The sequence below is a fragment of the Rhizobium sp. TAL182 genome (assembly GCF_002117725.1).
Taxonomy (GTDB): Bacteria; Pseudomonadota; Alphaproteobacteria; order Rhizobiales; family Rhizobiaceae; genus Rhizobium; species Rhizobium esperanzae.
In genome coordinates, this window is record NZ_CP021026.1 from 107,123 (window position 1) to 119,192 (window position 12,070).

11 protein-coding genes are annotated in these 12,070 nt (G+C 59.9%); 5 read left to right on the forward strand and 6 right to left on the reverse strand.

The features are described from left to right. Positions 1-31: 31 nt before the first annotated feature. Genes Tal182_RS23505 through Tal182_RS23525 form a run of 5 tightly spaced genes read right to left on the reverse strand, consistent with a single transcriptional unit; the run spans position 32 to position 5,375 of the window. Positions 32-1,018 (reverse strand): oligopeptide/dipeptide ABC transporter ATP-binding protein, encoded by a 987-nt coding sequence (locus Tal182_RS23505; protein ID WP_085861211.1) that lies wholly within the window; start codon positions 1,016-1,018, stop codon positions 32-34. Beyond that, positions 1,015-1,986 carry an ABC transporter ATP-binding protein gene (locus tag Tal182_RS23510; RefSeq protein WP_085861212.1) on the reverse strand — a complete coding sequence of 324 codons (972 nt, stop codon included), beginning with the start codon at positions 1,984-1,986 and terminating at the stop codon, positions 1,015-1,017. The genes Tal182_RS23505 and Tal182_RS23510 overlap by 4 nt, the downstream gene beginning before the upstream one ends. Further along, positions 1,986-2,903, reverse strand: a complete 918-nt coding sequence (locus tag Tal182_RS23515) for an ABC transporter permease (RefSeq protein ID WP_085861213.1) — start codon at positions 2,901-2,903, stop codon at positions 1,986-1,988. Before Tal182_RS23515 ends, Tal182_RS23510 begins: the two co-directional genes overlap by 1 nt. Continuing rightward, the gene (locus Tal182_RS23520) at positions 2,900-3,820 is read right to left on the reverse strand and encodes an ABC transporter permease (RefSeq protein ID WP_085861214.1); all 921 of its coding nucleotides are present in this window, start codon (positions 3,818-3,820) and stop codon (positions 2,900-2,902) included. The genes Tal182_RS23515 and Tal182_RS23520 overlap by 4 nt, the downstream gene beginning before the upstream one ends. 37 nt (positions 3,821-3,857) lie before the next feature. After that, entirely contained in the window at positions 3,858-5,375 is a 1,518-nt protein-coding gene (locus Tal182_RS23525) for an ABC transporter substrate-binding protein (protein ID WP_085861215.1), read from the reverse strand. A gap of 193 nt (positions 5,376-5,568) precedes the next feature. Here Tal182_RS23525 and Tal182_RS23530 point away from each other — a divergent pair, with 193 nt between their 5' ends. Both Tal182_RS23530 and Tal182_RS23535 read left to right on the forward strand, forming a co-directional pair. Continuing rightward, positions 5,569-6,354, forward strand: coding sequence for an IclR family transcriptional regulator (locus tag Tal182_RS23530; RefSeq protein ID WP_085861337.1), 786 nt, complete (start codon positions 5,569-5,571; stop codon positions 6,352-6,354). Positions 6,355-6,426: 72 nt separating this feature from the next. Then, positions 6,427-7,149, forward strand: a complete 723-nt coding sequence (locus Tal182_RS23535; RefSeq protein ID WP_064807177.1) for a hypothetical protein — start codon at positions 6,427-6,429, stop codon at positions 7,147-7,149. 30 nt (positions 7,150-7,179) lie between these two features. Here Tal182_RS23535 and Tal182_RS23540 read toward each other — a convergent pair whose 3' ends face one another. After that, complete coding sequence (locus tag Tal182_RS23540; protein ID WP_064806848.1) at positions 7,180-8,472, reverse strand: mechanosensitive ion channel domain-containing protein; 1,293 nt, start codon at positions 8,470-8,472, stop codon at positions 7,180-7,182. Between the two features lie 471 nt (positions 8,473-8,943). Between Tal182_RS23540 and ugpB the strand changes: the two genes are divergently transcribed. Genes ugpB through ugpE form a run of 3 tightly spaced genes read left to right on the forward strand, consistent with a single transcriptional unit; the run spans position 8,944 to position 12,070 of the window. Further along, on the forward strand, positions 8,944-10,266 hold the full coding sequence (gene ugpB, locus Tal182_RS23545) for a sn-glycerol-3-phosphate ABC transporter substrate-binding protein UgpB (protein WP_064806851.1): 1,323 nt from the start codon (positions 8,944-8,946) through the stop codon (positions 10,264-10,266). Between the two features lie 58 nt (positions 10,267-10,324). Next, positions 10,325-11,209: a sn-glycerol-3-phosphate ABC transporter permease UgpA gene (ugpA, locus tag Tal182_RS23550; RefSeq protein WP_085861216.1), complete on the forward strand. Its 885-nt coding sequence runs from the start codon at positions 10,325-10,327 to the stop codon at positions 11,207-11,209. A 12-nt stretch (positions 11,210-11,221) separates the two neighbouring features. Beyond that, positions 11,222-12,070, forward strand: a complete 849-nt coding sequence (gene ugpE, locus Tal182_RS23555; protein WP_085861217.1) for a sn-glycerol-3-phosphate ABC transporter permease UgpE — start codon at positions 11,222-11,224, stop codon at positions 12,068-12,070.

The following is a 12,070-nucleotide window of genomic DNA, read 5'->3' on the forward strand; positions in this document are numbered from 1 at the left end:
AGCGGCGAGGTATTCGCCGCTCCGACAAGGCTCAGGCGGCGGCCGTGGAAAGATTCGGATCGGCGTGGTGGCAGGCGGTCAGCAGTCCGGCAGCTGCCGTCCTGTTCTTCAAGGCCGGTTCCTGTTCGGCGCAGATCGATGTCGCCTTCCAGCAGCGTGTTCGAAAACGGCATCCGCTCGGCGGATCGACCGGGCTTGGCAGATCGCCTTTCAGGATGATGCGCCTGCGGTGTCCGCGAAGCCGCGGATCCGGTGTCGGCACGGCCGACATCAGGGCTTGGGTGTAGGGATGGGCCGGCGCGCTGAAGATCGAGTGTTTCGGTCCTGTTTCAATGATCTTGCCGAGATACATGACCATCACCCGGTCCGAGACATGCCGCACGACGGCCAGATCATGGGCGACGAAGAGCATCGCCAGATTGCGCTCGCGCCCCAGCCTGGCGAGCAGGTTGACGACCTGCGCCTGGACCGACACATCGAGGGCCGAGACCGGCTCGTCGCAGACGAGGAGTGTCGGATCAAGCGTCAGAGCGCGCGCAATGCCGAGCCGCTGACGTTGGCCGCCTGAAAATTCCGATGGATAGCGTTCCGCATGTTCGGCGCGCAATCCGACGGATTCGAGCAGCCTAATCGTCTCCTCCCGCCACCGGGACTTCGGCAGCACACCGGGATGCAGCGCCCAGGGTTCGGCGATCAGTCGGTCGACCCGCAGGCGCGGATTGAGCGACTGGTAGGGGTCCTGGAAGACGACCTGCATCTTTCGGCGCAAATCATGCAATTGGCGGCCGCCTGCCTCAGTGATCTCGACGCCGTCGAGCCGGACGCTTCCGCTCGTTGCCGGCCCGAGCTTCAGGAGCGTACGCACCAGCGAAGTCTTGCCGCATCCGCTTTCGCCGACGAGGCCGACCGTTTCGCCCCTGGCGATCTCGAAGCTGACGTCGTCGACGGCGCGAACTGCTGTTGCGCCACTGCCGAAGTGCCGGGAGAGGTTTTGCACTTTGAGAAGAGGTTCGGTCATGCTGGCAGTACCGGGAAGTGGCAGGCGGCCTGGCGGCCTGGACCAACGGTTTCAAGGTGAGGCGCGAGCTCGGCGCAGACAGCCGCGGCGCGCGGACAGCGCGTTCGGAACGCACAGCCGGACGGCAGGGCGACAGGATTGGGGGCAGAGCCGGGGATCGGGACCAGTTCGTCCTCGTCGGTGTCGATGCGCGGCTGCGAGGCAAGCAGTCCGACGCTGTAAGGATGCCGGGCATCGTCGAAGAGTTCGAAGACGCTCGCGGTTTCGACGATGCGGCCGGCATACATGACCGCGACACGGTCTGCGAGCTCGGCCACCACGCCAAGATCGTGGGTGATGAAGATCATGCCGGCATTGCTGCGTTCGCGGATGGTGCGGAGCAGATCGACCACCTGTGCCTGGATCGTCACGTCGAGCGCCGTCGTCGGCTCGTCGGCGATGATGATATCAGGTTCGAGCGCCACCGCCATCGCGATCATGATGCGCTGGCGCATGCCGCCGGAAAATTCGTGCGGATAGTGCCGGGCGCGACGTTCAGGGTCGGGAATGCCGATTGCCGTCAGGAGGTCGATTACCGCATTTTCCACACCACCTTCCGGGTTGCGGCGGTGGATGCGGAACATCTCGGCAATCTGCCAGCCGACGGGATAGACCGGGTTGAGCGAGGCCAGCGCGTCCTGGAAGATCAGAGCGATCCGGTCGCCGCAGAGATCACGCCGTTCGTTGCGCGGAAGTTGCAGCAACTCGGTTCCCTCGAAGCGGATCGATCCGTGGTCGATCGCGCCGGGCGGATCGGGAACGAGGTCCATGATGGCCGAGGCGGTCACCGACTTTCCAGAGCCGCTTTCTCCCAGAAGCGCCAGGACCTCGCCGCGCTCGAGTGAGAAGGAAACGCCGTTGAGGGCGAGGATGCGGCCGGCAGCCGTGTCGAAGCTGACCTGAAGATCCTTGACGTCGAGAAGGGCCATCAGCGCCTCCGGCTTACAAGCCGCCAGTGCTGCGACGGGTCATTGACGATCCGGAACCAGTTGGCGAGAAGGTTGAAGGACATGGTGGTGAACATGACGGCGAGGCCAGGGAAGAAGCTGAGCCACCAGGCGGAGGACAGGTAGCCCTGGCCCTGTGCGACCATCAGGCCCCAGCTGACCGAAGGCGGCTGGATGCCAAGTCCGAGATAGCTGAGCCCGGATTCGAACAGCATGACCATGGCAAGATTGACGGAGGCGAGCGTCAGCATTGTCGGCGCGACGCTCGGGAGAATGTGCGTGCGCAGGATCCAGGCTGGTCCACCGCCGAAGACGCGCGCCGCATCGACGAAAAGCCTTTCGCGGACCTCCAGCGTTTCGGCTCTTGCAACGCGGATATAGGCCGGCATGCGGGTCACCGCGAGCACGATCACGAGGTTGCTGATGCTCGGGCCGAATAGATAGAGGCCGAACAAGGCCACCAGCAGCGTCGGGAAGCCGAGGATAATGTCGCAGATCCGCATGATAAGGCTGCCGACGAAGCCGCCGAAATAGCCGGCGACGACGCCGAGCAGCGTCCCGCCGGCCAGGCTCGTCAATACCGTGACGAGAGCGATGCCGATCGTCGTCGATGCCGCCTCGATAAGACGGACGAGGAGAGGGCGTCCGAGCGCATCGGCGCCCAGCCACAAGGTCCAGGACTGCCCGAAGCTGAACGGCGGCAGGTTGCGCGCCTTGAGCGAGATGCGGTTCTCGCCGAGGAGCGAAAGGCTGTCAGCGGCAATGGCAAGGATGACAATCATCAGCCAGATCGTTGCCGCCACTGCCATCGGGTCACCCGAAAGCGCTCGCATGAGCCAGAGGATGCGCCGGTCGCGGCGCGGGCGGGCGGGGAGGAGCTCAGCGGATGTGTCGGTCATTCGACCCTCACGCGCGGATCGATCGAGGCGTAGAGCATGTCGACCAGGATATTGATGAAGAAAATGACGACGGCGACGGCAAAGATCGATGCCTGAACGATCGCGAAGTCGCGTTTCAGGATGCCGTCGATCAGCAGTTTGCCGATGCCTGGAAAGCCGAAAACCACTTCGACCACACCACCGCCGCCGGCAAATTGCGCGGCGAGATCGCCCGTCACCGTGACTGCCGGAAGGAGAGCGTTGCGGAGCGCATGCACGAAGGTGACGCGTCCGCCGCGGGCACCCTTGGCGCGGGCCGTGCGGACGAATGTCGCGTTCAGAGCTTCGATCATCGAGCCACGGACGATCTGCACCAGAGTTCCGAAAGGTCGGGCAAACAGGCAGGCGACCGGCAATACCCAGTAGACGGGACCACCAAAGCCTGAGGTCGGCAGAATTCGGAACGTGACCGCAAACAGAAGGACACCCATCAGGCCGAGCCAGAAATCGGGTACGCTGGCGGCCGCCTGCGACAGGAGATTGATGCCCCGGTCGACCCAGCCACCGGCATTGACCGCCGCAATCGAGCCGACGACGATCGCGGCGGCGAAGGCGAGCGCCAAGGCAATGGCGCCGAGCGCCAAGGTGTTCGGCAGCGCTTCCAGCACGACGTTCATCGCGGGGCGATGGTGCCAGAGAGACATGCCGAAATCGAGGCTGAGCATATCCCAGGCCCAATCGAAGAACTGGGCGAGAAGGGAACGATCGAGCCCAAGGCGGACGCGCATGGCTTCGCGCGCCGCATCCGAGGCGTCCACAGGCAGATAGAGATTGACGGGATCACCCGTCAGCCGCACGAGAAAAAAGGCTGCCGTCATCAGCGCCGCAAGCGCGAGCGCTGCGAAGGCGGCGCGTCTCAGGAAATAGGTGAGGGACATCCGCTCTCCTCAGGCGACAATGGTTAAGGCTCATCGATCAGCGATAGCTGATCGACTTCAGCTTGATCTCGTTGCCAGCCTGCACATCGGGGGTGTAGTTCACGTCCTTTGCGACCCGGGCAATCGAGACCATATGGAAGAGCGGCGCGATATTGATCGCATCGACGGCGATGTATCGGAATGCTTCCTGGAACAGCTTCTTGCGCTCGTCGCCGGTTGCCTTCGAACCATCGGCGATCAGCTTGTCGAGCTTGGGGTCTGCGATTGTCGCCTGATTGCCGTCGGTGGTGAAGCGGTTCGGCAGGGTGAAGACGGCATCTCCCTCGGCATTGTCGATCTGCGTCTGCAGGATCGACGGCTGGCGATCCTTGTCCCACGGCTTCAGGAGCCGTTTCAGCCACGGGCTGGTCTCGAGCATTTCAAGCCGCGCATTGAAACCGGCATCCGCCAGCATCGCCTGAATGGCCTCCAGGCTTTCGGAGGAGTTGGGATAGATGCCGATGCGGCCATAGACGACGATCTCCTTATCGACTGGCACGCCATCGGCCTTTGCAGCAGCAAGCAGCGACTTCGCCTTTTCCGGATCATAGGTCCAGACGGGAATGTCGGGATTGAAGCCGAACACCGAAGGCGGCACGACCTGCATCGCCTTCTGGGCGTCCCCATGGAAAATGGTTCCGACAAGGCCGTCCCGGTCAATGGCGAGATTGAGCGCTTCGCGCACGCGCTTGTCGTTGAGCGGCGGGACTTGGGCATCGATCCGCAACAGCGAAGTTTCAGCGTTCGGAAAGGCCTGGTCCTGTTCGGTCGTGCCATCCTGCGGCGCGATCTCGTAGGCGATCTGCGCTTCGCCGGTCTCCACCATTGCCGCACGAACGGCGGATTCGGTACGCCAGATAATCGTCGCATTTTTGACGGCCGGCTTATCGCCCCAATAACCGTCATAGGCCGCCAGCGTGACGGACTGCCCGGGCGTCCATGCTTCCAGCTTGTAAGGCCCCGTTCCGGCCGGGCTGCGCGTCTTGCCGTCATCCGGGGTCGCCGGTGAACCAATGTCGACGGCAGACATCTTGTTCGGCAGGATCGGTTCGACGACGTCGGTTTTGATGAGGACGGTCGTCGGATCGGCGGCCTGTGCGTTGAGTTTGACGCCCTTCAAGGTGGCCAGCCCGACTTCACAGACCAGGGCGGGGTCTTGCGCCCGTTTAACGGCTGCGACGACCGCGTTGGCATCGAACGGTTTGCCGTCATGGAACGTTACGCCCTCGCGCAGCTTGAATTCCCAGGTCAGGCCATCGACCTGTCGCCAGCTGGTGGCCAGGCTTGGAACGACCGAGCCGTCCTGCGGGCTGAGGTTGACCAGCGCTTCGGTGATATTGTTGTGCAGGATACGGGAGTTTCCCGAAAGATCGGTGTCGCAGGGATCCAGCGACTTCGGCTCGTCCGTCACCACAACCGTCAGCTTGTCCCCTGCGGCGTAGGTGGGCATTCCGATACCCGCCGCCAGGGAGATCGCAAGCCCGATGCGTAATGCGTGAATATTCCTTGTCGTCATGAAATCCTCCTCCCGTTCCACGCCGGCATGCGCTTCGTGGCAGCCGTCGGCTGCGCAGGAGCTATTTGGCGCTCTATCGACTTTACTTCCTCCCGCAAGCACGTAGTGTCAAATACGACACTTGCGGTAGACAAGATGGTTGTCGACGCCGGGCAAGTCAAGAAGATTAATTCTCTAATGGAATATGAATTTCATGATTGAACCGAAACATGGTTCTCCGGTGGTGGAAAAGACGGCCCATCTTCTTGAGGCGGTGGCCGATGCGAAAACGGGCATCTCGCTTGGCGCTTTGGTCGATCAATTGCGCGTGCCCCGTTCGACGGTCTATCGCATTCTCAACTCGCTCACCGCGCACGGTCTGGTCGCGCGGGTCAATGGCGGAGCCTCCTACGAGCTCGGGCCGAAATTCGTCGAGCTTGCCCGGCGGATCTCGCCCGGTGCCGATCGGGTGACGCTGATTGAGGCGGCAAGGCCAATTCTGGCGGCGGCAGCGGAGCGGGTAATGGAATCCTTCAAGCTGGCCGTGCCCGAGGGACGTGAGATGATGACGATATTTGCCGCTTCGAGTCCCGGCGATTATGCTTTGTTTATCAAGGTCGGCGCGCGCTCGCGCAAGCACGTCGGAGCCGCAGGCAAGCTTGCTCTGGCCTATTCGGACTATAGTGAAACCGAAGCCTACTGCGCCGGCGGGCTGGAGGCCAAGACGCCCTATACGATCACCGATCCGGAGGCGCTGAAAGAGGCGCTGGTGGAAATTCGCCGCAACGGATACGCTGAAGACAATCAGGAATCCAACCTCGGCTTGCGCGCCTTCGCCGCGCCGGTATTCGATGATCAAGGTCGTCTGATCGCCACCGTCAGCGTGCCGTTCATTGGAGAGGCAACACCGGATCGGGCTCGGTCGATCCGGCGCGAGGTTCTGGAGGCGGCTGCTACGCTGACGAAAACCATCAATGGGCTCCATCCGTTGTCCAAATAAGAAACTCTAAATTCACTATTGAACAATTACTTTGATATGGTAGATCTTGTCGCCGACAAGGGGAGGGATCTTATGACCGCTTTGGACCCATCGGTTTATGCCAAACTTTTGCAGACGAATTCGGCGAGTCTCAGCAGTTTGCTGCTGAAGCGGGGGCTTAGGAACACCGCTGTTCGTGGCGTGCGGCCGCTCGCGGCGGCCGAAAAACCGATGATCGGTCCGGCCGTCACCGTCCGTTATATTCCGGCCCGCGAGGATATCGACGGTTCGACCTACAGTTCCGATCCGTCCAACCAGCAGCGCAAGGCGATCGACACGATACCGGAGGGCCACGTCCTCGTGTTCGACTGCCGTTCGATGGCCGAGATCGCCGGCATTGGCGCGGTACTGGCTCGTCGCCTTATCTATCGCGGCTGCGCCGGTCTCGTGCTCGATGGAGGCGTTCGCGACACTGCCGATATCGCCCAGCTCGGGCTTCCCACCTATTGCCTCGGGCCGGCAGCGCCCGCCAATCTGGTTGCCCATCACGCATCGGATATGAACCAGCCGATTGCCTGCGGCGGCGTTGCGGTCTACCCGGACGACATCGTGTTCGGAGACAGCGAAGCCGTCATCATCATTCCTCGCGAATATGTCAGCGAAATCGCCGATGAGGCCGTCGCGATGGAGGAGCAGGAAGAGTTCCTCAAGCTGGAGATCGAATCCGGTAAATCGACACTCGGCGTCTATCCCCCTAATAAAGAGACGCTCGAGCGGTTTGAAGCGTGGCGCAAGGCTCGTGTCGAAGCCGTCTGAAGTGCTTGCAAGGGTCAATCCCGGCCGAAATCACTCCGGTTGTTTGATCTCTATAGGGCTTTTCATGATGATTTCATGATGCGGAAACGGAATAGAGACGCCAGCTTTCTTGAAGGCGTCCCACAGCGCCATCAGGACTTGCCCACGAACATTTGTCAGCCCGTTCGCTGGATCCGAGATCCAGAAGCGAAGCCGAAAGTCGAGGGATGAAGCGCCAAAGGCAGTCAGCCAGCAGACGGGTGGCTTATATTGGTTTGCGACCCGGGGCACCGTCGACGCTGTCGCAATGGCGATCTTAACGACTTGATGCGGATCGCTGTTATAGGACGTTCCGAAGTCAACGTCGATTCGTACATAATCACTGGAGAACGACCAGTTGACGACTTGCTGCGATATGAAGTCCTCATTTGGAATGAGGTACTCCTTGCCATCGCGAGTGATGACGGAAACAAACCGCGAGCGGAGGTCACGGATCGATCCGAACGTGTCGCCAAGGGTGATCGTGTCACCCGGCTTGATCGACTTGTCGATCAAGATGATTATGCCGGATATGAAGTTCGATACCACTTTTTGAAGGCCAAAGCCTATTCCGACGCCGACTGCGCCGGAGAAAATGGTCAGCGCCGTCAGGTCGACCCCGGTCGCCGATAAAGCGATGGCTCCAGCGATTATGATCAGGCTGATCTTGATGCATTTGCTGATCAACACCTTGATGGAAGGCGACAAGTCGGCCGAGCGCTGAACCCAGTGGGAAAGCATGTTGCCGATGAGGACGGCCAACCAGATCAAGGCGATCGCCAGCACGAAGGCTTTGAGCACAAGGAGAAGCGAGAGTCTCACCGCACCTAAATTAATCGCGAGCCCGTCAAGAGCAGATAGAACCGGGCCGTCAAGGCCGACCGCATAAAGAGCGATGTAGCTCCAGCTGCCGATCGCAACGGCGCGTGACAGCGTTGGGTTGCGGATGATTTTGGTCAGGACGGAGATGAGGAACCATGCCGCTGCCAGCGTCAGAGCCGTGGACACAAGCCAGCGTTGTGAAGGCCATGCGCTCTTGCTCAGCACGACGTTGGCGAGCCACAACCAGCCGACAAGGAAAAGCCACATCATCCGGCGCATAGGAGCAATGATGACCCGAAGAAGGTCTGGATTACCCTTGATCAGGCGCGCCTTTGCCTCCATCGCAGGCTCTGTGCGTGACGCAAGTAAGGAGGCAAAACCCAAGCCCGCCACGATGATCGCAAGCTGAAAGAACGTCCATTCGTTCAGAATGAATGTCGTTAGCCACTGCTCGGCGATCTCGGTCATCTGCCTGATATTCATGATGATGATCCGATGAATGTCAGTTAGAAAAAGCTAGCGCATGAGTTTAGTTCATTTGGAAGAAACAAGCATCAGCATTCCATTTCGTCGCGCGAAAACAGGTCGATGAATCGCTGCTCGCGGGTATCGACCAGCTTTCGCTCCTGCTTAGCCATGTGCGCCCTTCTTTCGCTGAGCTTCAGGCCGAGGATGGATGGTCTGCGACAAAGTCTTCTTTCTCGCCAAGAAATGGTATTTCTGCAGCAACTGACACAAGACGTTCATTTGAACACTGTATCGAGCATCCGAGCGGCTGATGGCGAAATCCATGCGAGCCAATCACGTTTTGGAAGCAGGAGGCCCGTTCGGCCTTCGGTTTGCGAGCGTATCAAATGTTCATTTGAACATTCCGTTGTTGCAAAGTGAAACTCGGCTGCTACCATCCACGCGTCTGGAGCGGGAGGCTGCGGACCGAGAGAAGTGGGAGAGATTATGAACAAGATCGCTTTTTTCCTGTCCGCAGGATTGACCAGCCTGTCCTTATCAGTTCCGGCGATGGCCGCCACGAAGATCCAGTGGTGGCACGCGATGGGTGGGGAGAACGGCGCGAAGCTGGAGCAAATTGCCAAGGGCTTCAACGCGTCTCAGTCCGACTATGAAATCGTGCCGGTTTACAAGGGCACCTACGACGAGACGCTGACGGGCGCCATCGCTGCGTTCCGCGCCAACCAACAGCCGGCCATCGTGCAGGTCTATGAAGTCGGCACCGGCACAATGATGGCAGCGCAGGGCGCGGTCTATCCGGTGTATCAGTTGATGAAGGACCAAGGCGAGCCCTGGGACCAGAACAAGTTCATTGCGCCGGTGGTCGGCTACTACTCCGATACCAGCGGCAACGTGTTGTCGCTGCCCTTCAATTCGTCGACTCCGATCATGTATTACAATAAGGATGTCTTCAAGAAAGCCGGGCTCGATCCTGAGACGCCGCCGAAGACATGGGCCGATGTGGAGGCCTTCTCGCGCACGATCATCAAGTCCGGCGCCGCCAAATGCGGCTTCACCAGCGCCTGGATCTCCTGGATTCAGACGGAAAATCTCAACGCCCTGCACGACAAACCCTATTCCACCAAGGCCAACGGTTTCGGCGGCCTGGATGCGGAATTCACCTTCAACAACGATCTGACCATCCGCCATTGGGGGAACCTGAAGAAGTGGCAGGACGAAGGGCTCTTCAAATTCGGCGGACCGGTCGGCGGCGATAACGCGCCTCCGATGTTCTATTCGCAGGAATGCGCGATGTACATGAACTCGTCCGCCGGCCGGGCGGGTGTCATCAACAATGCCAAAGCCTTCAAGGTCGGTTTTGCGCCGCTTCCCTATTATGACGACGTCATCAAGCAGCCGCTCAACTCGATCATCGGCGGCGCCACACTCTGGACGCTGAAGGGGCGCCCGGAAGAAGAATATAAGGGTGTGGCAAAATTCTACACCTATCTGCAGAAGCCCGAAGTTCAGGCCGACTGGCATCAGTTCTCGGGGTATCTGCCGATCACCGAGGCTGCCTACAAGCTGAGCCAGGAGCAGGGATATTACGAAAAGAACCCCGGTGCAGATGTCGGCATCAAGCAGCTGACGCGGGTGACGCCGACCGAAAATTCCAAGGGCATCCGCTTCGGCAATTACGTTCAGGTCCGCGGCATCATCGATGACGAATTCGCGGCATTGCTCGGCGGCAAGAAGACCGCAAAGGAAGCACTCGATTCCGTTGTCGCGCGCGGCAACGAACAGCTTCGCGATTTCGAATCCGCCAACTAAGGGCTCGGGGCAGGGCCCGCCTGGCCGGCCCTGCCTCTCCGTCATTCTGTGAGGGCCCATGCAAACGAAACGAACCGTCTTTCCCAATAGGATTTTGCCGTATCTGCTTATTGCTCCCCAGCTTCTGATAACCGTCGTCTTCTTTCTTTGGCCGGCCGCAACCGCCTTCTGGCAATCGTTCCTTCGCCAGGATGCGTTCGGTTTCAAAACGAACTTCGTCTGGTTTCAGAATTATCGCCGGCTGTTTGCCGACCCGCTCTATATGGACGCCTTTGGTCACACGCTGGTCTTCGCCGTCTCGGTGACGATCTTGTCAACGACGATTGCACTCACTCTGGCCGCCGCGGCCATGCGTGTGCTGCGGACGTCCCGCATCTATTCGACCTTGCTGATCTGGCCTTACGCCGTCGCGCCTGCGATCGCCGGCATACTCTGGTGGTTCATGTTCAATCCCTCGATCGGCATCGTTGCCTATATGCTTCGCAGCATGGGGATCAGCTGGAACCATCTGATCAACCCGGATAATGCGATGGTCCTGATCGTGATCGCCGCCACCTGGAAACAAATTTCCTATAACTTTCTGTTTTTCCTGGCCGCGCTGCAATCCGTGCCGCGCTCGCTCCAGGAAGCCGGCGCCATCGATGGCGCCGGGCCGGTGAAGCGCTTCTGGACGATCGTCTTCCCGTTGATCTCGCCGACAACCTTCTATCTGGTCGTCATCAACATCGTTTACGCCATGTTCGACACTTTCGGCATCGTTCATGCGACGACGCAAGGCGGACCGGCGCGCGCCACGGAAATCCTCGTCTACAAGGTTTATTTCGACGGTTTCATCGGCCTCAACCTGGGCTCCTCGGCGGCGCAGTCGGTCATACTCATGATCATCGTTGTTGCTCTTACCGCGGTCCAGTTCCGCTTCATCGAACGCCGCGTGCAATATTGAGGAGCGTCAAAGGTGGTTGAAAATCGTCCTTTCCTGAATTTCCTGGCTCACCTCGTCCTTATCCTCGGCGTCACGATCGTGATCTTCCCGGTCTATATCGCCTTCATCGCCTCGAGCCATGGCCCCAACGACTTTCTGTCCGGTGTCGTGCCGCTGGTGCCGGGACCGCACATCCTCGAGAATTATTCGACCATGCTATCATCGGGAATGACGAGTTCCGGCGCGCCGCCGATCGGGCCGATGCTCATCAATTCATTGATCATGGCCGTCGGTGTTGCGGTTGGAAAGATTGCCATTTCCATCCTTTCTGCCTTCGCCATCGTCTATTTCCGATTTCCCTTTCGCACGCTCGCCTTCTGGATGATCTTCATCACCCTGATGCTGCCGGTCGAGGTGCGCATCGTGCCGACCTACAAGGTGGTCGCCGACCTCGGAATGCTGAACAATTATGGCGGGCTCATCATTCCGCTGATCGCATCGGCGACGGCCACCTTCCTGTTTCGACAGTTTTTCCTCACCGTGCCCGACGAGCTGATGGAGGCTGCGCGCGTCGACGGGGCGGGGCCGATGAAATTCTTCCGCGATATCCTGTTGCCGTTGTCGGTGACCAATATCGCAGCCTTGTTCATCATCCTGTTCGTGCTCGGCTGGAATCAGTACCTGTGGCCGCTCATCGTCACAACCGACCAGAGCCTCTACACTGTCGTCATGGGTATCCAGCGCATGGCCGCGGTCGCGGATGCCGAGCCGCGCTGGAATCTCGTCATGGCAGCGGTCATCCTTGCCGCCTTGCCGCCCGTCCTTGTCATCGTCGCCATGCAACGCCTTTTCGTCAAAGGCCTGGTCGAAACGGAGAAATGA

What these genes read in the sequence shown, in the direction of transcription:
- Tal182_RS23520 (WP_085861214.1), bottom strand. Translation starts at nt 3,820, where the DNA reads ATGTCCCTCACCTATTTCCTGAGACGCGCCGCCTTCGCAGCGCTCGCG.
- Tal182_RS23530 (WP_085861337.1), top strand. Translation starts at nt 5,569, where the DNA reads ATGATTGAACCGAAACATGGTTCTCCGGTGGTGGAAAAGACGGCCCAT.
- Tal182_RS23505 (WP_085861211.1), bottom strand. Translation starts at nt 1,018, where the DNA reads ATGACCGAACCTCTTCTCAAAGTGCAAAACCTCTCCCGGCACTTCGGC.
- Tal182_RS23515 (WP_085861213.1), bottom strand. Translation starts at nt 2,903, where the DNA reads ATGACCGACACATCCGCTGAGCTCCTCCCCGCCCGCCCGCGCCGCGAC.
- ugpB (WP_064806851.1), top strand. Translation starts at nt 8,944, where the DNA reads ATGAACAAGATCGCTTTTTTCCTGTCCGCAGGATTGACCAGCCTGTCC.
- ugpA (WP_085861216.1), top strand. Translation starts at nt 10,325, where the DNA reads ATGCAAACGAAACGAACCGTCTTTCCCAATAGGATTTTGCCGTATCTG.
- Tal182_RS23540 (WP_064806848.1), bottom strand. Translation starts at nt 8,472, where the DNA reads ATGAATATCAGGCAGATGACCGAGATCGCCGAGCAGTGGCTAACGACA.
- Tal182_RS23535 (WP_064807177.1), top strand. Translation starts at nt 6,427, where the DNA reads ATGACCGCTTTGGACCCATCGGTTTATGCCAAACTTTTGCAGACGAAT.
- Tal182_RS23525 (WP_085861215.1), bottom strand. Translation starts at nt 5,375, where the DNA reads ATGACGACAAGGAATATTCACGCATTACGCATCGGGCTTGCGATCTCC.
- Tal182_RS23510 (WP_085861212.1), bottom strand. Translation starts at nt 1,986, where the DNA reads ATGGCCCTTCTCGACGTCAAGGATCTTCAGGTCAGCTTCGACACGGCT.